This is a genomic window from Pseudoalteromonas sp. ATL1, assembly GCF_058933015.1.
The window spans coordinates 985,872-1,008,013 of the sequence record NZ_JBZYXL010000002.1; the positions used below are offsets into that span (position 1 = coordinate 985,872).

Annotated in this window: 20 protein-coding genes and 1 pseudogene; 4 read left to right on the forward strand and 17 right to left on the reverse strand. The window is 42.8% G+C overall.

The genetic code is table 11. The features are described 5' to 3' along the window. The first annotated feature begins 21 nt into the window (after window positions 1-21). Window positions 22-693, forward strand: a complete 672-nt coding sequence (locus tag AC5FX4_RS22320) for an ABC transporter ATP-binding protein (RefSeq protein ID WP_493608612.1) — start codon at window positions 22-24, stop codon at window positions 691-693. After that, window positions 687-3,188: an ABC transporter permease gene (locus tag AC5FX4_RS22325; protein WP_493608613.1), complete on the forward strand. Its 2,502-nt coding sequence runs from the start codon at window positions 687-689 to the stop codon at window positions 3,186-3,188. Before AC5FX4_RS22320 ends, AC5FX4_RS22325 begins: the two co-directional genes overlap by 7 nt. A 56-nt stretch (window positions 3,189-3,244) precedes the next feature. Here AC5FX4_RS22325 and AC5FX4_RS22330 read toward each other — a convergent pair whose 3' ends face one another. Next, entirely contained in the window at window positions 3,245-5,530 is a 2,286-nt protein-coding gene (locus tag AC5FX4_RS22330; RefSeq protein WP_493608614.1) for an aminotransferase class V-fold PLP-dependent enzyme, read from the reverse strand. Window positions 5,531-5,837: 307 nt separating this feature from the next. Here AC5FX4_RS22330 and AC5FX4_RS22335 point away from each other — a divergent pair, with 307 nt between their 5' ends. Then, window positions 5,838-7,709 carry a S8 family peptidase gene (locus AC5FX4_RS22335; RefSeq protein WP_493608615.1) on the forward strand — a complete coding sequence of 624 codons (1,872 nt, stop codon included), beginning with the start codon at window positions 5,838-5,840 and terminating at the stop codon, window positions 7,707-7,709. A 48-nt stretch (window positions 7,710-7,757) separates the two neighbouring features. Here AC5FX4_RS22335 and AC5FX4_RS22340 read toward each other — a convergent pair. The 16 genes and pseudogenes from AC5FX4_RS22340 to AC5FX4_RS22415 all read right to left on the reverse strand — a co-directional run. Further along, a pseudogene (locus AC5FX4_RS22340) lies at window positions 7,758-8,027 on the reverse strand (GNAT family N-acetyltransferase); the annotation flags it as partial. Between the two features lie 12 nt (window positions 8,028-8,039). After that, window positions 8,040-8,192, reverse strand: a complete 153-nt coding sequence (locus AC5FX4_RS22345) for a hypothetical protein (RefSeq protein WP_493608616.1) — start codon at window positions 8,190-8,192, stop codon at window positions 8,040-8,042. 2 nt (window positions 8,193-8,194) lie between these two features. Next, a complete protein-coding gene (locus AC5FX4_RS22350; protein WP_493608617.1) occupies window positions 8,195-8,701 on the reverse strand; it encodes a hypothetical protein in 507 nt (168 codons plus the stop codon). A gap of 235 nt (window positions 8,702-8,936) precedes the next feature. Continuing rightward, window positions 8,937-9,410: a VOC family protein gene (locus AC5FX4_RS22355; protein ID WP_493608618.1), complete on the reverse strand. Its 474-nt coding sequence runs from the start codon at window positions 9,408-9,410 to the stop codon at window positions 8,937-8,939. A gap of 142 nt (window positions 9,411-9,552) precedes the next feature. Continuing rightward, entirely contained in the window at window positions 9,553-9,927 is a 375-nt protein-coding gene (locus AC5FX4_RS22360) for a hypothetical protein (protein ID WP_493608619.1), read from the reverse strand. A 174-nt stretch (window positions 9,928-10,101) separates the two neighbouring features. After that, window positions 10,102-10,905 carry a substrate-binding periplasmic protein gene (locus AC5FX4_RS22365; RefSeq protein ID WP_493608620.1) on the reverse strand — a complete coding sequence of 268 codons (804 nt, stop codon included), beginning with the start codon at window positions 10,903-10,905 and terminating at the stop codon, window positions 10,102-10,104. A gap of 129 nt (window positions 10,906-11,034) precedes the next feature. Continuing rightward, the gene (locus AC5FX4_RS22370; protein WP_493608621.1) at window positions 11,035-11,571 is read right to left on the reverse strand and encodes a GNAT family N-acetyltransferase; all 537 of its coding nucleotides are present in this window, start codon (window positions 11,569-11,571) and stop codon (window positions 11,035-11,037) included. Between the two features lie 114 nt (window positions 11,572-11,685). Continuing rightward, window positions 11,686-12,153, reverse strand: a complete 468-nt coding sequence (locus AC5FX4_RS22375; protein ID WP_493608622.1) for a GNAT family N-acetyltransferase — start codon at window positions 12,151-12,153, stop codon at window positions 11,686-11,688. A 51-nt stretch (window positions 12,154-12,204) separates the two neighbouring features. Beyond that, entirely contained in the window at window positions 12,205-12,654 is a 450-nt protein-coding gene (locus tag AC5FX4_RS22380; protein ID WP_493608623.1) for a hypothetical protein, read from the reverse strand. Window positions 12,655-12,755: 101 nt separating this feature from the next. Next, window positions 12,756-13,337: a nucleoside deaminase gene (locus tag AC5FX4_RS22385; protein WP_493608624.1), complete on the reverse strand. Its 582-nt coding sequence runs from the start codon at window positions 13,335-13,337 to the stop codon at window positions 12,756-12,758. Window positions 13,338-13,354: 17 nt separating this feature from the next. After that, complete coding sequence (locus tag AC5FX4_RS22390) at window positions 13,355-13,837, reverse strand: cupin domain-containing protein (protein WP_493608625.1); 483 nt, start codon at window positions 13,835-13,837, stop codon at window positions 13,355-13,357. A gap of 124 nt (window positions 13,838-13,961) precedes the next feature. Then, window positions 13,962-15,950, reverse strand: coding sequence for a flavohemoglobin expression-modulating QEGLA motif protein (locus AC5FX4_RS22395; protein ID WP_493608626.1), 1,989 nt, complete (start codon window positions 15,948-15,950; stop codon window positions 13,962-13,964). Continuing rightward, complete coding sequence (gene gshB, locus AC5FX4_RS22400; RefSeq protein ID WP_493608627.1) at window positions 15,934-16,980, reverse strand: glutathione synthase; 1,047 nt, start codon at window positions 16,978-16,980, stop codon at window positions 15,934-15,936. The genes AC5FX4_RS22395 and gshB overlap by 17 nt, the downstream gene beginning before the upstream one ends. 215 nt (window positions 16,981-17,195) lie before the next feature. Continuing rightward, a complete protein-coding gene (gene ygjK / locus AC5FX4_RS22405; protein WP_493608628.1) occupies window positions 17,196-19,505 on the reverse strand; it encodes an alpha-glucosidase in 2,310 nt (769 codons plus the stop codon). A gap of 280 nt (window positions 19,506-19,785) precedes the next feature. Further along, a complete protein-coding gene (locus tag AC5FX4_RS22410; protein WP_493608629.1) occupies window positions 19,786-20,496 on the reverse strand; it encodes a LysE family translocator in 711 nt (236 codons plus the stop codon). 77 nt (window positions 20,497-20,573) lie between these two features. Next, a complete protein-coding gene (locus tag AC5FX4_RS22415) occupies window positions 20,574-21,338 on the reverse strand; it encodes a phytanoyl-CoA dioxygenase family protein (RefSeq protein ID WP_493608630.1) in 765 nt (254 codons plus the stop codon). A 46-nt stretch (window positions 21,339-21,384) separates the two neighbouring features. Between AC5FX4_RS22415 and AC5FX4_RS22420 the strand changes: the two genes are divergently transcribed. Next, entirely contained in the window at window positions 21,385-22,131 is a 747-nt protein-coding gene (locus tag AC5FX4_RS22420) for an alpha/beta hydrolase (protein WP_493608631.1), read from the forward strand. Window positions 22,132-22,142: the final 11 nt, after the last annotated feature.

The following is a 22,142-nucleotide window of genomic DNA, read 5'->3' on the forward strand; positions in this document are numbered from 1 at the left end:
TAGCCAACTGAGACAAATTGCATGCAACCGAATCAAGGGATCAACATAACAGCTTCAAACCTTTCTCACCAGATCATGCTACAAAGTGGAGAGGCACTCACCTTACTGGATGACATCTCTTTATCTGTAAAAAGTGGCGAGCAAGTTGCCATTACTGGCGCATCAGGCAGTGGCAAATCTTCTTTGCTGACCTTACTAGCAGGCCTTGAACAAACACAGCAAGGTCATATCCGTTACTTACAAGATGGTCGCAGCATCAATGCGCACACTTTGCGACAAAAAACGGGGTTTGTTTTTCAACAGTTTCATCTTTTACCCGAACTGGATGCCATAAATAATGTTGCCTTACCACTCACGCTACGTGCATGCAAAGATGCACAACGAAAAGCCAAAGCATGGCTAGAAAGAGTGGGATTAGGCCATCGCCTTGATCAACCCATCAACAAGCTCAGTGGCGGTGAACAACAAAGAGTGGCAATCGCAAGAGCACTGGTGATAGAACCCAGTATCATTTTTGCCGATGAGCCGACGGGCAACTTAGATGAACAAACCGCCCATGATATCGCCAATTTGATGCGCGAATGTGCTAAGCAAGCTAATGCTACTTTGTTACTCGTCACGCACAACCTCACGCTTGCAGCACAGCTCGATAAGCAATATCAGCTTGAAAAAGGGACGCTGTCGCTATGCTAAACTCAAATTTCAAACACATCGTTGCCCTCAGTGTGCTTACACTACAACATGTATGGCAACAAACTAAGCGGGGTAATACTTTACTCACTTGTTTTTGCCTAAGCGTCCTGTTTTTTTACCTCATCTTTATCAGCTTAGTCAGCAAAGGGGCAACGAGTTATTTGCAACACAATTTGAGCACCTTGCTTGGCGCTGATTCTATTGTGCAAGTAAATAGAACGCTCCCTGATACGCAATTGAACGAGTTAAAAAAATTAACCACCCAATTTAGCCATAGTCGGCTTTATAAATTAACACTCACACATCAGGGCAAATTTCAGTCTATTCAGTTAAAAAGCGTGGATGACCATTATCCTGTACAGGGCGAGCTAACATACAGTAACAGTTATGATTTAGTCGGCAAAACCGCCCTAACGCCACCAAAAGCCAATGAAATATGGCTAGAACCTCGACTCTCAGCAGCACTGAATGTGAAGCTTGGCGAGCAACTGCAAATTGGCGCCACAACGCTGACTTTTACCGCTCATTTGCTCGGCGAGCCTGATAGACTCATGGAAGGGCATAGCACCGATATGCGCGCATTGACGCACAATGACAGCTTTAACAACATTCATTTGGAAGCAAAAAAGTACCGTTACTTACTCGCTCATAACGAAGCGCATATCGACGCGATACAGTCAGCGCTCAGTGCAGTTCCTGACAGCGAACTATTTAGCAAAGCGCTGGGTAATCATCCCCTATCGGCCATGTACAATCGGGTTGAAAAGTTTCTGGGTTTATTGAGCGTTTTACTCATTATTTTGGCCAGTATTACGCTTTACCTTGCGAATCAAAAAACCTATCAACCACTGACACGCTTTATCGCAATTTGTATGGCCAATGGCATGCCTGATAGGCATAAAGCAATTGTTATCGTCATTGCCAGTGTATCTATCTTACTGTGTAGTTTGCTGCCCGCATTTCTTTTAGCGGCGGCTTGTGCACTTTTTTTTGAGCAGTTTGCCCAACAATTTTTCAATGAATTTACCCTGATCTGGAATACCACGGCGCTTTTGCAATCGGGCTTGTTATGTGTCCTTATTTATCTGGGCGTATCGCTGCCCAGTATCACCGATGTATGCTCAGTTCAGCCGATTCGCCTACTGCAACCACATCAACAAACGCCGAAAAACTTACTGTTTAAAAGTGCTTGCTATAGCACCTTATTAATTGGGCTCGTTTACTGCTATTCAGACAACTGGACACTCACCACTATGCTATTGGGTAGCTTTGCTGTTTGTTCGGTACTGCTACTTGCTCTGAGTACATGTGTGCTTGGTGGGGGGCATCGGCTTTGCCAACATAGAACGAGATTATTTGGCTTTACACTTTACCTGATGCGTAAGCGCATTTACTTAAAAGCCGCACAAATGATGGCGTTAGGCATTAGCTTAACCGTGTTATTAATGAGCCTGAGGATCCATCAAGACATTACCAACATGCTCGAACAGTTTCAGTATCGTCAGCAGGGTAACTTACTCATCACACAAGCAGATCCAAATCAAGCAACAGCCTTAACGCAGTTTTTATCTGAACACAACGGTGAACTCAAAGAGCTCTTTAACTATCAATATGCGCAGCTTACTCATATTAATAGTAAAACGCTGAGCGAAGCTGATGTGCCCGTGAGTGACTCGTTACGAATCGTGCAAAGTGCGGTTCGCTTGCATTGGCATGCCCAACTACCGGATAACAACACACTCGTCGAAGGGCAATGGCAGAGCGAAGCGTCAACTGACGGCGTGATCAATATTTCAGTTGAAGACGAAGTGTTCAATGAACTCAACTTAAAGTTGGGCGACTATATCCATATGCAACTGGCGAGCGATAATATCAAATTTAGGATAAATTCCGTACATCGCTTTATACCAGGCAAAAGTAACATCACTTTTTGGTTTGTTGCGCAGCACCCTCAACCGGTTTCAACCGCGCCAATTTATGCCATGGGCAGCGCTCAAATCGACTCGAACACGTTTCAAACCCTTGGCCAATTATGGCAACAACACCCCACCATGCGCCTGCATTCAATTGACACATTACTCAAGCAAACTCGCCATTATTTAAAATTGCTCAGTAGCGCAATACTCAGCTATAGCCTGCTACTTGGCATACTAACAGCCTTGTTATTCTGGGCGGCGATTCAACGCCATTTGACACAGGATAAAAAAAGAAATGGATTGTTATTGTGCTTCGGATTAAGTGTCAAAGAGCAATATAAATTAGCCTGTTATGAATGGTGTATCACGACACTATTACCCAGCCTAACGGCCATCGGCTGTGTCTATTTTACTATGGATGCTTTTTATAAATACGAGCTGGGTATGAAATACCAACCTCAATACGTTGCTCTTTTGGCACAAGGCATTGGTATTGGCTGCTTAATCGCACTATTTGGGTTACTCGCGACAAAGAAGCAGTTTACGAGAAATATTCGCGGACTATTGAGCGAATCTTAACTTTAAAAGGGCCTGTAAAGGCCCTTTACAACTGTTCGTCTGTTATTTACTCGCTGTTAAGCACCTTGTGCGAGTGCATAACCGCCTTTCAAGTGACCAACATGCTCAAACCCCAATCGCGTCAGCGCTTGTGCTGCAACTTGTGAGCGGCTACCACTTCGACACACCAAGATCAGCTCTTGAGATTTGTCGTGTTGCTGTTGGCAAATAAAGTCCGTCAAACGTGTTAAAGGCACGTTCATATCAAACTCTTGGCTATGGTTTAAGGCATACTCATGCGGTTCACGAATATCTATCAGTTTTACGCCCGTTTCTGACTGGAGCTTATATTTTAGCTCACTCGCACTGTACTCCTTATGCTGGTTTTTATGACAACCGCCAACAAAAGCACCACACATGATCTCTTCACCCACTTCATCGTTAATGTTGGTATCGAGCTGCGCTTTTTGTGCCACAAAGTGCTCCGCTTCCACTGAGCCTGATAAAACCCCCGCCAGCAAACTATTACGATTTGCTTCGGCGTTAAACGTGGTTACAAATTCATTATGATAATCATGACTCGGACACAACAAGCTTTGCTCTGACACCAGTTCATGCAGTTGACGTAGGCTGTTATACATTTTATTTGCATCACTGCTTTCAAAGTTGGTTCTGCCAAGGCTCCCCATTAACACTAAGTCTCCACAAAAAACATAGCTTACTTTTAATTCACCATTATCAGCCGCATGTTTATCACATAAGATCAGTGAAATACTGTCTTGTGTGTGGCCTGGCGTAGCCATGCACAATAAGTACTTATCACCAATTGTAATGGCTTCATAAGCCATATTGTTTAGCGTGATATTGGCTGTATGACTTGGCCAACCAAGGTGGTCAGCACTTTGTTCCGTCAGGTGCTGATCGGCAAGTGCAACTCGACCCGAAACATGATCCGCGTGGCCATGAGTATCAATTGCACCCACAAGTTGTAGTTGCTGACACTCCAAAATAGTGAGCAAGCGATTAGACAACTCAGGCAATGGATCAATGATAAGCGCCTGTTTAGTTACGGGATCAGCATATAACCAAGAGCAGCTTCCGCCCACTTTAAGTTGCACTAAACCTTTTAATTGCGACTTTGCATCAATATTGCCCGTTGCGTTCAGTAAACAGCTATGACCTAGCGCTTGTGCGCAATGGTGAATGCGATCGCAAGCTTCATCGATTTGTTGTTGTGTGACTGCCGGTCCAAATGACATACGAATAGCCGACTCACTTTGCCACGCTGGTAAACCCATCGCGTCCAGTACAAAGCTGCGAGTCACTTTCGAGCTACAGGCAGAACCTGAGCTAACACGGATATTGGCCGCATCAAATAAATCCATGATCTCTTTGGAACTGAAACCCGGTATCGCGAAATTTAATGTGGTCGGTACACTATTTGAAAAGTCATGGTTAAACACCACCGTTGGAAAGGCATTTTTCAGCGCCAAAGCCAACTGAGAGCGGAACATATGTAACTGCTCAACAGGCGCGAATAACCCTTCTCCCTGATCGAGTAGTTCATCTAAAACAACATTTAAAGCGGCCATGCCGGGCAAATTTTCAGTCCCAGAGCGAAGTCCCCCCTCTTGGCCGCCACCTGCAATAAATGGCGTAAATGGCGCCCCCTCTCGAATATAGACAAAGCCAATCCCCTTTGGTGCATATAACTTATGACCACTAAAAGGCGCATAGTCGATACTGGTATCTGCTAAATGCAAACCACGTTTTCCCAAGGCTTGCACGCAGTCAACCATCCAAAACACGTTTGCGTTATTGGCACGAATAACTTGCTCTAATTGTTTAAAATCTTGATATACGCCCGTCTCGTTATTTACGGCCATAGTACAAATCATCAAGGCATTGGGCACTTCACGAGCTATAAAGTCCAGGTCCAGTTCACCTTTGCCGTCAACAGGAATTGACTTAACCTGCGCATTCACCTCTAACACTTTGTTCCAGTGTTTTAGAGATTCTGGCACCGCTTTGTGCTCTGTCGCACCGTACAAAATGCTGTATTGCTTGCCCTGCTCCATGCCTTGCTTTGCATTATACAAAGCGGAGATGATGCCGGTTTGGATCCCCTCAGTCGCACCACTGGTAAAAATAACCTGCCCTTTGCCAGCCCCCAGCACTTTAACTGCTTTATTGCGCGTTTCATCCATAATCTGCTTAGCTTGTAGACCACATATGTGGCTACTACTTGGATTACCAAACATGATTTCCATGGTAGATAAAGCCGCTTTTGCAGCCTTAGGTAAAACAGGTGTAGTAGCGTTAGCATCTAGATATATTTGACTTAACACTGGTTGCTCAGACATGACAGGACCTTTCTTTATATGGAACCCATTACATATAACCAAAAAGAATATGTAATTACTTATTGCTATATTAGCAAGTTGTACTGCTTATTCAACCATTAATTTTGTGTGGATTTTGCACAACACCTAGCCAGAACACACCTTCAACCTAGTTAGAGTCATCACTTCTCTGTTAACACTTATAACTTTTATTGTACTGTTTTGGTTAATTTTAAGTTAAAAAATTATATCCAAGTAGTTTATTTTTTGTTCTTTTTGCGTCATGGTAAAGACGAATCCACTTAAAACAACATGTAAAGGAAATAATATGAACAAGCTAAACACTCTCACGTTAGCAGTCAGCTTAGGGCTTACTTCTCAGGCATTTGCAGCGAAAATGATGCCGGTAAACCCTGACAAAGCAATTGAAGATAAATACATCGTCGTTTTTGACACTCCCAGTGTTATTAACAGTAAAGATGCAAAAATCGTGGCTGATTTCTTGAGCGCTCAAGGAAACAATCTAGAAACTAAGTACAACGTCAAAGTTGAACGCAATTTTGGTACTGCTCTAAATGGTGTGCTTGTAAAAGCTTCTAAAAGACAAGCAGCAGAGATGTTAAAAGATGGCAACATCAAATACATCGAGCAAGACCAAATCGTACAGCTTGAGCCTGTTATTGACGTCAAAGCGCAACAATTAGTTGAAACAAATGGCGATCAAAGCAATGCGGTATGGGGTCTAGATCGTATCGACCAAGCTGACCTACCACTTAATGGTGTTTATCACTATGACTACGATGGTTCAGGTGTCACTGCTTACGTTATCGATACAGGCGTACTCGTTAGCCATAACGAATTTGGTAACCGCGCAAGCCACGGTTATGACTTTGTTGATAACGATTCAGATGCAACTGACTGTAATGGTCACGGTACTCACGTGGCAGGCACCATCGGCGGTTCAACTTACGGTGTAGCAAAAAATGTGAATGTCGTGGGTGTGAGAGTGTTGAGCTGTAGTGGTTCTGGTTCTAACTCTGGTGTTATCTCAGGGATCAACTGGGTTAAAAATAATGCAAGCGGCCCTTCAGTTGCAAACATGAGCTTAGGTGGTGGCGCATCACAATCGCTGGATGACGCGGTAAACAGCGCAGTTGCTTCAGGCGTTTCTTTCGTCGTCGCTGCGGGTAACGACAACAGCAGTGCATGTAACTACTCACCAGCTCGTGCAGCAAGTGCAGTAACCGTTGGCTCAACAACAAGCAGTGATGGTCGCTCTAGCTTCTCAAACTATGGCTCATGTTTAGATATCTATGCGCCTGGTTCAAGCATCAAATCAGCTTGGTATAACTCTAACACAGCAACCAACACTATCAGTGGTACTTCTATGGCTGCACCGCACGTTGCTGGTACGGTTGCGCTTTACCTAGACGAAAACCCAAGCTTAAGCCCAGCACAAATTGATCAAATGCTTAGCAGCAAAAGTGCAAAAGACAAAATCTCTGATGCAAAATCTGGTTCACCAAACGCGTTACTACAAGCCGCGAGCGGTCCAATTATAGAGCCAGAGGTGATTGAGCTTACCAGCGGTGAAGGCAAACAAGCAAGCGGTGCAACAGGTTCAGCGACCTACTATAAAATTGCCGTGCCAAATGGCAGCAGCGCGCTTTCATTTGTATTAACGGGTGGCTCTGGTGATGCTGACTTGTACGTTAAGCAAGGTCAAAAGCCAACAACCGGTGACTATGCTTGTCGTCCATACAAAAATGGTAACGAAGAACAGTGTGATTTCAGCAACCCTGCGGGCGGTGAATGGTTCGCAATGCTACACGGTTACGCTTCATATAGCGGCGCGACTATTACGGCAACTGTAGGTGGGGATACTGGATGTGGTAGCAACTGTTTACAAAATGGTGTGCCAGTTACAGGCTTATCAGGTAGCCGTAATGCGCAGCTTAACTATTCAATTGAAGTGCCTGCAAACGTGACTTTAAACGTTACTATGTCAGGTGGTTCTGGTGATGCTGACTTATACGTCAAAAAAGGCGCAGCGCCAACAACATCAAACTGGGACTGTCGTCCATATCAAAATGGTAATAACGAAACATGTAGCTTGAACTCTGGCACGGGTGGTACTTACTACATCATGCTAAACGGCTACAGCAGCTTCTCAGGCGTGAGCTTGGTTGGCGAATACTAATCTATAACTCCCCGGTGATTAAGCCTCAACCTTGTAGTTGGGGCTTTTTCATTGCGTGTTATGCAACTTAAATTCAATTTCAAACTCATCTAACATGGCACCTCGCAACCAACCTTGAGAGGCGTAAAATCGCTCTGCACGCGTGTTAATCTCGGTGCTTAATGTCACTTGTTGATTACCCAATGAAAAAAGATGCTCAGTCGCTAAGTGCAATAACTGTTTTGCATATCCGCGCCCCTCAAATCCGGGCTTCACAAACAATGCCCAAATGCTACTATCCGTTTTATTGGCGTAACTAAACGCGACAATTTGTGATTTATATTCACATACCTAGCCTCTACCCAAGGCCTCAAGGTAATCAACATACATTTGCCTTGTTACACGATCTGGGTTTGACAATACATTCTCTTTTACCGCTAAGCGGATCTGCGACATTGCTTCTATGTCGGTTGTTTTTGCTTGCCGAAACACTACATCGGTCATGCCTACTTTCCTTCTTCCTCTTTATTTATACGTTTATACAAGCCATCAAATGTGGTTTGCCACTGAGCTTGATCTGATTTGATACGTGTTTCCCACAGCTGGCGCACAGTACCATCCTTATTGGGTGTCCAAGTGATCCGCTCTTGAATGATTTGGCTATTTTTATCATACCGAGTACCAGAAAGAACCATTCTTCCTTGCTCCATACCGCCATTGAGACGCAATAGCGTGCCAGAGTTATCACCCCATGTTTGGTGCCATTGTTGAGAACCGGCATCAAACATATTTATGCTCTGCCCACTAAAGCCCGATTGGCTCTTGTAGTTTTCCAGCAACACACATCCGCCATGCGCTCGTGTAATCATGTTCTCACCAACGAGCTTGTTATCGGGAGTAAACACTTGCCAATGGCCTAACCAAAAATCAAACTCCCGATACTTATTTTCATCACAGGTTGCATTCACAATTGGACTAAGCAAGCACACATACAGGCACATCGTTTTTTTCACACTTGGATCTCCCGTTTTAAAAATAACATCAAGTTTGACTATTTGTTATACACGACACTATTACTCCCTTACAAGAGCCAGTAATGTCGTGTCATTCCGCTGATTTTTCTAGCTGGAATCAAGCGATATGAAAGTGCGTTCGAAATAGACTTACACAAGCGCATTGACCTGTGTTAATGACAGGCTCAAGATCTTCACCTAACGTCTGCTGGCACCAAATGAAAAGAGGCTTGCGTTAACCATCAGCCTGTTTTGTCATAAAATCAGCCATACGTTCAAGTAACTGCGCTTGAGTTAAATCTTCGACATGAGTCGCAATTGTCCAAATATGACCAAACGGATCCTCTAACGTACCCGCTCTATCACCATAAAATTGATCGTGCACTGGCCGTAATTCATGCGCACCATGTTCTATCGCCTTGGCAAACACAGTATCTACATTTTCAACATAGAGCATTAGACTAACAGGTGTTCCACCTAACCCCTTAGGATCTTTAAAATGCACTTCTGAACACATATCAGACAGCATAATATGGGAATCGCCAATGATTAGTTCTGCATGTGCAATACCGCCGTCAGGCATGGGTAATTGGATCACTAACTGAGCATCAAAAACCGTTCGATAATACTCAATTGCTTTAATTGCGCCTTCAATGATCAGGTAGGGAGTAAGACTGTGGTAGCCTTTTGGTATGGGTGACACTGCCATCTGTGTATCCTCAGCATATGTTGAATACAGATCGTAGTTGAAAATATAACAACTGCATACCTCAACCACCCGACTTGGTCTTTTTCATTTTCTTTAATTCAATTGCATACATAGACTTAAAATAATAGTGACAGCTTATATGCTAACTTCGTTTACTATCTAGGTGCTTCACCACTTGTTTTAGTTGAGTAATAGCCAATCGCCCTCCTTTATAGGCACTCATGGCTTTTTGAAAGTATGTCTGTGCATCAGCTTGATTGCCGAGCTTTTCCAACAATAAGCCAATTCTTAAATAGGTAAATGCCAAATGATTTGCCCCCACTTCAAGTTGCCCCATATTGAGATCAGATTCAAGTAAGCGCGCTAGCGATTTGAGTGCATATAGGCCACTTTCTGGCGTGCCGGTAAGGTATTGAATGTTAGCAATTTCAATTTCTCTATTTAGGAAATCAACAGATGTTTCATGGGCATGGGAGTACCTACTCACCGTAAATAACAGCAATAAACTGACTATCACAAAAGGTCTCATTTTAACATCCCTATTAGCTTGTGTATAAATTGTAAACACAGTCTATATAAACATCATTTTAAAAATAACTCAAACCCATAAGTAATAGAATATCTAAGTATATTACATTCACAGATAGCAAAAGTAGTCTGCAGGTTTATGTACACATAGTAGACAACCCTACTATTTTGCCATTCTGTATGAGGAAATAATCCGTTGTAATTCTCCAGATTTTTTTAGTCGATAAAGCTCGGTATCGAATTGTTTTTGAAACTCATAGGCAAATGGATAACGCCCCTTTTTCAGTGCTGTTTCAGAATAACCAAGATAAACAGAATCTTCGCCTATCACCTGACCTTTTTTCCATTGTACTTTGTATAGTTGATCAAAAGACTTTAGATGCTGCAGTTTTGCTATTTCTACGTCGAAGAGCAAGTCTTCCGTCAAAATACAGTCCTGCCGCCCCTTCAGTAACATCTTAATTAATGATGCTGCATCTCTTGCTTCACTATAAATGAGCAATTCGTTTCTAATCGCATTTCTAAACGTGTTTCCACCCCAGCCATCATACCCTGCTACTCCACCAATTCTTAATGAATAGAAGTCTTGCGGCCAATTTGGACGAGCTACCTGTAGCACACTTTCTGAGCAAACAACAATAATCTTCTCAGTAAAGTAAGATAGTGAATAAGGGTAAAGATAAGTCCAATCATGAGCATGAAAAAACGGGGAAGCTAAGGCAAATCCTTTACCATCTTCCATAATTTTTTTACCTCGATCCCAAGGAACGGCTATCAGTGTTACTTCAAAGTTAGGCATTTTCCTAAAAACTGCTTTTAGAATATCAATATACAAGCCTCTCGGCTTTCCATTTTCCAGATAACTAAATGGCTTGAATGCCTCTTCAACATAGATGGTAACTTTCGTATTCTTGCCATAAACAGCGCCTGTGCACATCAACAAAACTAGCAAAACTGGCTTTAGCATTTCCACTCCATGTTTTTCTGGAAGTTACTCTATATCATAGATACTTCAGCGTAGATTATTTATGTAGGTCAACTTCCTTTTAATCTAGTTCAGTTTTACTGATAAGGCATATCTTAGACATCAAGGCTATTAAGAAATCTTTTTACTCATTGGCACAAAGCGAATAGACAAGCTGTCTGACAACCGATACTCCATACTTTGCCCAGCAATAAAACCGTGTCGTTCATACAATTTTTGGCCGGGCAAAGTCGACATGAGTTCTAAACGTTTAAACCCTTTGAGGCGGGCTGCGCGTTCACAGGTATTCATCAACAAAGAACCTATGCCTTTACGTGCATAGCTTGGCTTAACAAAGAACGCCCTTATTTTGGCTGCATCAGTTTTAGGATTGAGCATTTGAGGATCTCGGGAGGCTTCCTGGTCACTACCGAATAATGTTTTACGAAAGCTCCAACCACCACAGCCAATCAGCTCGTCACCATTTTCCACCACAAAGTAGGTGCTATCGGTAACAAGCTGCGAATCAACACCCAATGCATTTTGTAACGCCAATTCTATTTGTTCGGCTGAATAGTCATCTTGGGACAACCCCCATACAGAGTCTTGGATCAACTGCTGAATATGTGTGATATCACTTGATTGCGCAGCTCGAATCAAATATTCCATGACTGTTACTCCTCATTGACGCATTAACTGTGTTTTATTGTTTTAATTTTTATATTACGTTTTGCGTCACACATCAACTTTTGGGTGCTATTTCAACCACAACGAGTGTGCCGACTACTCACACTCTAAACGCATAGGAATATCAATCATACCGTTGCGATTTCGTATGCCATCGATGCGATTAAAGCCAAAGCGCAGATACACAGGCTCAGCATTGAGCGCTGAATTAACTGTAAAGTGCCCTGAGTTCCCTTTCTCTAGCGCTCTTTGTTTTACGGTATTCCATAAAGTCCTTGATAAACCAAGACCTTGATAATCATCACTCACAAACAAGTGATATAAATGGCTATTATCTTTAATGCTGGCAACACCGACTATGTCATCATGGTCAGTGACAGCCACCACATAGTCAAAGCCGCTTTGTATATATTCAACTATTTTTTGTTCTGACATTGCTGCGAGTAGAAGTTCTGCGCAATGCGCTGCAATGGTCGGGCAAACATATTTTTCAGCCAGCGGTATAATTAAATCACTGATACTTTTGCCATCTTTGATACATGCTTGTCTGATGATAATACTCATCGCTATTCCTTATTTGGCAAATTTCATTGATATTTAAGTGCAACGTTGTCGTTAACGTTCGTTGGATTGACGGACTGATTTTGCGATAGCCTCTAACTCTTCCCTTGACAGACCCGTGGTTACTTCAAGCGCATCCAAGTTAGCATCTAAAGCTTGTTGTTTAGAATGTTCTTTTTGTTTTTTAACACCGGCTTGTAATGCCGCAATTCGGATCTGTTCTAAGATTTCTTCTTCCCGCTGAGCATCGCTTAAGGTAATTGTTTTTGGCTCAAACAGATGCCAGTCTTTCGATGACTGTGCGCCACGAAACAACTTAAAACTTAGGAAAATAACGGCAAGACTTGGCAGGATCAACACAAAAATAGCAACGAGGAGTGAAAATGTATCTATTTCATTTTGCAATATAATTAAGGCCAAAATGATCAGTAAAGCACTACTTGTAAATCCAAAAACTGCCAGTGTTTTTTTTAACCTTTTTACGACCGATGCCGAAATCTTCATTGTTTACTTATCCCTAAATACTAAACAACGAAAATATATCGCTTTTTAGTATGAGGGTAAAGGCTCTGTGTGCACAATAAAGTACCAGAGCCAAAAGTCATTTATAACACCGAGGGTTTATTGACCGCGCTAAGCCCCTGCCAATCCTCTAAGTCTTGCTCTGGCTTTTCCGTTCTAAATTTGGCATATAACACAACACCTTGTTTATCCTCTAAAATTTCGACATTAATGCCTTTTTCAACAAGCAATGATTCATTACCCGAAGCATTAGTCACATCTCCCACCACCACTTTACTAAAACCACGCATATACAATAACGTGGCGCACACATCACACGGGCTCAAGCTTGTAAACAAGGTCGTTTTACTAAAATCAATTCTGCCGGCATCACGTATCGCTGAAGTTTCACCGTGATTATAGGGGTGATCTTCCTGTACGAGCGTGTTGTGCCCTTTACCGACAATCTGCCGCGTTTGATTATCAATGATCACGGCACCTATCGGACATCCGCCCTCTTGATAGCTCTTTTGTGCGAGTAATACTGCGACACGCATAAAATCTGCGTCCGTTAGTTTGGCGCTAAATTCACCATTCATCAAAACAGGTAAGCTGCGGGTGGGCATATGAGCAATAACGTTTAATGTCTCATCACTCACTGTGCTTTGTTTGGTGAGTATGGTCATAGGTTGTCTCCTTGAGTTTAAGTTTTTCGACCGGCGTCTGGTTGTGCTATGGCGTCAAAGTCAACTAGGTTCCACGGTAGCCCTTTTTGGCGATAAATGCGCTTTTGTAAATTTGGATAATCTCCGACGTCTTGGTCTAGGCGCTGACCTACAACAATGCACTTTAACGTTGTAGCGCCAGTATTAAGGATAGTATGCGCAAGGCCTCCTGCACGATAACCAATAAAATCCCCGGCTTTTATCGCATAGTCTTGTTCACCGATCCGCGCTGTCGCTTCACCTTCGAGTACGTAGACGCATTCATCTTCATGATAATGTTTGTGAAACTCTGTCGACTCTCGACCGGGTTCAACTTCAATGATGTGAAAGCCAAAACCCGTCAGGCCTGTGAGATCGCCCAGTGATTTATTAACCCTTTTAGCGTTGTCATTTAAGAAGTGCGTTTTTGATATGCCTGACAGCGCATCAATTTCTTCGCGTGTAACTAGATACTTATCCATGAGACTTCCCTGAAAATTTAGTCAATAAACAGAGAGTAACACAGTTCAACCGAGGGAAATATCTATGAGTAGACTTAAGACTAGAAAAGCAAAAGTGGGCATGATGCCCACTTCAATGTATTGGTTATTTGATGGAACCTATCACGAAATCAAGGACTGGATTACCTGAAGAGCGATACGTTAAATCAAACAAAGACTGCGGTTTTGGCAACATGCCCCGTTCCACAATTTCCGAAATAACGCCTAAATCCAACAAGCCAGCTTTGCCCATGAGCAAGTTATCTAGCGGGTTATGCTTAGCAAAATGCAATACATCCCTAAACCCTTTTAAGTACAGGTGGTCTTTTGTAAAACCACCACCCCGATAAACTCGAGCGGTTAGGGTAAATGCCGATTCTCTGCTCATATCGTGCTCTTCAATCAACATGTGGAATGTTTTCTTAAAGTTACTGTGGTCAAGCATGTGCTGCACAGCAATTACACGTAACGCCAACGTTTTCAAACGACCAATCGTTAAGCTGCCAGAACAGTATTCACTGTAAATAGCCAAGCCTTCTTGCGAATGCGTGTTGCCCGCCAATCCAAGTGCAAACACTTTCAGTGGCAGTTTTTTCGCAATAAGCGTGGTCAACATATGAATACCCAACTCATGATACGCATAAGCATGCAATTCAGGTTGCGTGAACTTCGCATCTTTGTTGACCATCAATAGCGATTTCTCACTGTTGACCATGGCTTTGGCAACCACTTTATTGGACTTTTCAATGCGGCACACTAAGCCCCATTGCTCCGCCATTTTCTTAAAGTACTCAACCGCATCATCGGCATCATGCTCTGCTTTATGCTGTTCAAGCTCGCTATTGTTCAAATGCAAGATAAACTTGGCATTTTCAACATCCGACGTTTGTGGTGCTCCGTAGTATTTCAGCGAGTTATACAAAAAGTTCTCGCTACCTATGGTGCTCAGTAAATCAATCTTATTGGCCAAGTTATCTATAACATGACGATATAGCTGCTGAATATCCGCATCCATGATCTCGTCTACAGGCAACTGGTACAGGTGCTCTCTAAACTTGTATGGATTAATATTGAGCTGCTTGTACGTGAAGTTAGGATTCACATTCGGGTTTTTCAAAAACCGACTGCGCTCAGTCGCAATATTCACAGGGTTGATATAGTTCAGCGTCTCTACATTTTTACATAACGCAAAGAGTGCCTTGTCGATTTTCAACACATCAGGGCTGATCGACGAAGACAATACATCGGCCGCTTGTGTTGTTTTGCGCTTGGTGTAACGACGCACAAAGTAAGCAGCAGTCTCACTCACCGCATTTTTAAAGCCCGCTTTAAGTTCTTCTAGCACCAATGGGTACACCTCACCTGAGGTTTCATCCATAAATACTTTTTTTACTTCGGTTGGCAGTACCAAGGTGTTATCAAAGTGCGCATTCACGTGCGAGATCAGATAACCCCGGCCTTGGAAAATTTCATCGGTTGCCGCACGCACATCTATGTTAGGCAACGTAATTTTATTCAGCTGCTTTTCAAAATGCTCAGATACTTTGCCCCAGCGCTCAACATCAATTTGTCCAGATCCAATGTTGAATGTCGGTGTATCGCGTTCAATGCGCTTGTAATTGTATGAGTGAATATCAAATATGATGGCACTCTTAAAGCGGTTTTCCACTTCAGTCACAATTGCCTCTAGGACATTGTAAAACGCCTGATGCTTTTTGTGACTTTTAGCACGCTGAGTGGTACTCAGAGGCTTTTTCCAAACCTGTTTACTCCAAGCTGTTTTGAAGTAAGTTGATAAGGTTTTGGCACGATTTAAGTCATACTCAAAGCGCGAATCGTTCCCTATCATTTGGATTGGAAATGACGAGATCAACTCGTCTGTATAGGGATCTTCTTCAAAAAAGCGTTCTTCTTTTGACAACAAGAACGACTTCTCAAGATCGCTACGCAAATTATGACCATTATGAATAGCCGCACAGATGATAGGCGAGTACTCATCTATTTTGATGATAAACGCGCCCGACTCTACTTCCGCGTGAAAACACTCACCTTTTTTGATGAGTTCAATACACTGACTCTCAGACAGCGTTAGCATCTTCAATCACCTGTCTGAATTCAGATTTGCGACTGCGTACAGCTTCTTTAGCGTGTACAACACTTTCAACAAAATCAATTACCTGAGATTGTAAGCGCACTCGGTTTAACTTGTTGATACGTACAATACCACCTGGGCTTAATACGTTAACTTCAATCAGTTTACCGCCGATCACATCAATACCGGTGAAGTACAAACCATCACGCACTAACTTCGGCCCGATGTACTTACATAGCTTTTTCTCTTGTGCTGTTAGTTTGTGTTTCACCACGCGACCACCAGCATGGACGTTCGCACGTACATCATTTGCATCAGGGATACGCTTCATCGCGCCAATCGGCTCACCATTGAGCATAAGAATACGTACGTCACCTTGTTCTGCGCCTTCAACGTAGTCTTGCAGGATCACATAGTTACTGCCCTTACCGTGCTCATCACCACCGATATAAAAATCAAGCAATGAACGGAAGCTTTGACGTGCGTTTTTCTCAAGTACGATCACGCCACGGCCACCATAACCATCTAACGGTTTTAAGATCATGCGATTGCTACGCGACTCTTCAAAAATGCGCTCAAGATATTCACGGTTTTTCGATACGTGCGTTGCTGGGATAAACTCACTGGCAGTATCTTGGAACGACGCGGTGTAGATCTTGTTGTTTGCGATACGCAAACCATCTAAATCGTTCATGATGAAGGTATCACCACGTACCGAGTCTAAGAAGTTTAGTGCCAGCGTATCAAGTGGTGGGTTAGCACGCATAATGATGGCATCAAACCCAGCCATAGGCAGTTGAACACGCTTAAACTGCGCATTTTTATAAAAACTAGGAATGTTGTCTGGGCATTTATTTGCTTTAGTGAACACATCACAAAATGCACTCGCCACACTGTCACGAATAGTTAAGTTGTTTACGGTTGCAAGTGCCACAGTATGGCCACGTTTTACGCACTCATGGATCAAACGTAAAGTCGAATCATTTTCAGGCTCAACTTTATGCCAAGGGTACATAATAAAACAAATTTTCACAGGCTTTAGTCTCTAAATAGCTACAGTCACTACTCAGTATTTTGGTAGTGGATTAAAGAAGCGTAGAGTACAAAATAGTCCCGACCAGTGCTGAGAAATATTTTTATCGTGACGATAAAAATAGTTAGCTCAGCGAGGTAAGTAAATCAGCCTTTAATTTATTTTATCGTGATATAAACACATTAGGAATCATGTTTATTATTACTGCGTTAAATTCACGCTTTTTTTTCTGACAAATCAAACTCAGTTAATAACATCAACAAGTGCGCCGCACTCCAAGAAAAGTTAGGGGCACCTTGCTGCTCCCCGGTAAAAGGGTGATAGTTCTCTCGTATTGGCGCGCTACCTATCAATCCGTCAGCATGTTGTAACAGTTGATGAATGAGGGCCTTAGCATCGGCGTGATAACCATAATAACTTAACCCCTTAACACCAAAATAGAATTGATCTAGCCATACTCTGCCACGCCAATAAATGTTTGGTCCAAACGCGGGGTTACTTAAAGCAGCCGTGCCAAGTGGTACATAACTATTGAATTCTTGTGTATTGAGCATGCTTTGGCGCACCGCTCGCGCTTGTTCTACGTTTGCTACTTGGTTGAATAAAGGTGACCACCCTTCAGGGCCCTTCCCCCTTTTAACCAACGGTAGACCTGCACAGCCATTACTCAGAGGCTGCTTGGCAATACGAATGTCATAATAAAAGCCCGTTTTTGAGTCAAACATGCATCGATTGATATAGTCACTGAGCTGGCGAGCTGCTAATTCAAATACTTGTGCTTCCTTTTTGAAACCAAGTATTCGGGCCATGTTGGCTAGATAGCGGTTGTCCGATACCATATAGCTTGCTTGATCAACCGACTCTTGCAGTAATGAATAGCCTAATAGTTGACCAGAACTATCCGTGTTTTTAGCGAAACTAACTTGCCAATCTTGAGCCTGTCCACCCGATTTCAAATAATCTGTCAGTTGCTCACGGTCAATAAAACCAAATGTAGCTGCGTCATCACGCCCAGACTCCCATGAAGCAGCCGTTTGCACAGGAAGGGTGACTTCTTTTCCCTGCTGTTTTAATTCTTGATATTGATTTAAACCATACAACACGCGTTGGTCGTCGTTTTCATGCAGCAAAAACTTCAATTCACCTTGCAGATTATTATGTGCTTTATCCAGTGTGGCACCATACTCAGGCACACCATTTTTGTTGTGATCTCGATTCGTTAACCACCACTGTCTATAGGCTTTTAATTTGGGATAGATGGACTTTAACCATTGTTTATCTTGGTTTTGTTGATATACCTTCATAACGGCCCAAGCAGCTAGACTCGGCTTAGTATTGCGTTCATTCCAATTCCCCCCATCGCCGCCTCGTTCATCACTTTTGTTGTAACCAATAAGATCGGGTAAAAAGCCGAGATCTTGTGGACGGATCGGATCATCGGGCTGAATTTGATAGGAAAACACCGTATTTATGTTGTCTTTTGCAAGGTTTGGATGAAACTGACTAATCGCATAGGCTTGTTTCCATGAATCCCACGGCCAGGTGAGATTGCCTGAAAACCATCTAGCGGTTACTGACGGACTGACGGTATGACTAGCAATAGCGCCCGCAGGCGATCGCCAATTACCAAGCAAGGTTTCAACACTTTTGGCGAGCAAGCGCTGATGCAGCGATGATTGCCCTTGCTGCGTCATCTCTAAATAGGAGTCCCAACGATGTTTACTTTGTTGCAAGAAATACTCTGGTTTTGCAAGAATAGTGTCATAAACGCTTTGCATTTTTCGATGCTCAACCGCATCCAATACATGGCTATATAATGTATAAAAAGTGCTGTTCCCGTTAACTTTTGCGACCCCTAGGAAGCTATCTCCTTCCACAGAAAAATGCGTTGGTAAGGTTTTTTTCATAACATATGCAGAGCTACCGGAAGTCATTAACGCCCACTTTGAGCGAACCCGACCAAATGACACGTTTATGCCATTGTTTGTTGGGGTTAGTGTAGGCTGATAACTGGGGAATGCTTGTTGATGTTCACTTTTAGCATCAAATTGTGAGAGTAACTGCCCATCAAAATGGAGCGTATGCGCATGGGGAGATTCAATTTGTGTTTTAAGCACTGAGACGCGTTCATTCACAAAGCGCAGTGTCAGTGTTACCTTCACTTCAGGACCAGATAATTCTTGGACCAAAGCACCAGGCTTGCTATACACCTCTCCTGTAAGTAACACTGGTTTGCCATCGCGGAATAACCGTAAGCGATCAAAACGCGTCGCGATGTAAATTAAATACTCTTCTGCAATAAGCGCATGACCCGTAAAACCACCTAATTCTTGTGACGAGTTCGGTAATAAGTGGCCGTGCCAAGCCCCCATATCAAACAGAGGATTATATGGACTATGGCCAAACTTATCAGTTGGGCGCATGAGAGCCGGCTCACCGTGACGATCAATAAGATCTCTAAAAGCATAACTGGAAGCACTCAGCAGCGATAAAGATACAAAAAGAGCCAAGTAGATAGTTTTCATATTCATAGCCTTGCGTTTTTGTATACTTTATACCGCCATTGAAGTGAAACCAATATTATTCATCTATTAAATTGCACCACAAGAAACATAAAGTCAGATTATTTTAGGGCGTGTTGATCTTTGAGGTATGATTTTTGTTCAAATCAAAGGCTTTCAATACCAGAAATGCGCTATGACACATAGTGAACTATGCGAGTAGCGCATGACGCCGTAGTGGAAGCCTTTGGTTGAACCCTTTGGGCAGCGTCATTCGGTCATTTTTTCTACGTTATCGCCTGACTTACATAGAATAACTATGCTGCGCAGGCTCTGCCTTGCCAAAATACCCGAATGACTGCTGCAAAAACACACAGCAAAGATCAACACGCCCTAATTTTGATTCCAATAACATGGTAAAACCTAGACTGGCTAACAGCGCGGCACAGCTGCGATTAAAGGCTTTTTGAATACGAGCTTGAGCAAACCACCCTTGAAGAAAGGCCCCAATCCCTGCGTAAACACTGATTGCGGTAAGCTCAAGTAATAAAAACAATCCACCAAGTTGAAAGAACTGACTGCCAACCGCTTGGCTAGGATCTAAAAATTGCGGCAAAAAAGCCGTAAATATGAGTATCGCTTTTGGGTTGCCCAGCGCCAGCAAACACTCTTGCTTTGCCAATGTCTTTATCGCAATGTGTTGCTGCTTTGAACTTTGCTTTACGCAAGATACTGGCGCTTGCCAAAGCTTGTAAGCCAACCAAAACAAGTAAACTGCGCCCAGCAGCTTTATGGAGAAAAACAAGGTTTCTGACGCCAATAACACGACGGCTAAACCACTTGCAGCCAAAGTTATCATCAAAACAAATGCAAACAGACGTCCAAAACCTGCCAATACCGAGGCCCTAAAACCTTGACGCTGAGCATTGTGTAATGCCATTAAATTATTGGGACCGGGCGCCATATTAAGCGCAAAACAGGCAGGTATAAACAACAACAACGTAGCAAAACTCATGTCTCTCCCTTTTACAAATATAATAGGCAGTTCTCAAAGCCGGTATTAAAAATCACCTTATAATTTATAAACTTACTTTACTCAGCTTGTTCACTCAAAGTCCAACTATTCATGAACACATCTGGTGCTTCAAAGCTATGCAACTGTGCTTTACAAGGCAAGTAGTTTTGGTTCATAAATTCAGAAAATATCGGGGAGACTTCACAAAACAACAGGTCTAATGCTAAACGCTCTTTTCCATATAACCCCCTATGGATCATATTTGCAGAAAAGATGAGCACATCACCCGCAGACAAAGGTATGGTTTTGCTGGCGCTTAAATTATCACTGTTAGTGTAACCTGAATGCGCCAACCTAACCGCTAACTCTTGGTTTGTATCCCAGCGTTTGTGGGTGCCAGGGATCAGTTCAATGCCGTTTTCATCTGCTAAGGCAATGCGTACATGAACCACATCCGGTCCACGCAAGGCTTGCTGTTGTTGCTCAACATTTAAGTGATATTGTGGATCACGGTGCCAATAATTTTTTTGCGCTGTATTGACCGGATTAAAAAACAATTGGCTGTTCATAAATGCCCAATTAGATAACCCTGTATGACTTAACCAGTCACGCATACCTTGCGATGCAATCAAGCGACATATATGCGTAGTCTCTTGCGCATTGAGCAAGTTACTTGCGGTAAGGCCGGCGCTATTAACCGCCCGAGTTTGGTAGAAGTGCTGGTTTTCGTGACACCACTTTTGGTGAAACTTAGATAAAATATTTTTTAATTCAATTAGTTGTGAATCACCCAATGCCTTTCTGATAGTATAATAGCCATATTTTTGGTACAAAGTATCCATACACATCATCGTAAAACTCACAACAACAATTCATTAAGGAAGAAAAATGCGTTACGCCTTAAGCGCACTCGCACTACTAAGCGCACTCAACGTACAAGCTCAGTCATCAACCATACACGATAAGCAACGAGATCGTCATATTCCCGTTGAAATAAATACCCCCAAAAATGCTAAATCATGTACACAAACACAGCAATGTAAAGTGGCATTTATTGGCGCAGGTTATCGCGTTGAGCATAGCAAATATCAATTTATTTCTAAGCAACTCAATGAGCATGGATACTTCACCGTTGCCATTCGTCATGAGCTACCCAACGATCCACCGCTCTCATTAGTTCAGCCATTCAGCGAAACACGCATGGAAAATTGGCAGCGCGGCGCAAAATCAGTGGACGTGGTACGCTCGTACCTTGCACCTCAATATGCAAACTATGATTTTGATAATCTCACCTTGATTGGCCACTCGAACGGTGGCGATATTTCCGCGCTTTTAGCCAATTCTGAGGCGCATTATATTCAGTCTGTGATCACCTTAGATCACCGCCGAGTACCATTGCCTAGAACCAACAAAATCAATATTTTGTCTATACGAGCCAGTGATTACCCTGCTGATCCAGGCGTACTACCTACTCAGGAAGAGCAAAAGCAATTTGGCAGTTGCGTTGTTCAAATTGATAACGCTCAGCACAATGATATGAGTGACTACGGACCTGACTGGCTCAAAACGCATATCAATAAAATTATTGATAAACACTTGGCAAATGCGAGTTGTGAAGAATTAAAAGCGCTTTAAATACTAAAAAG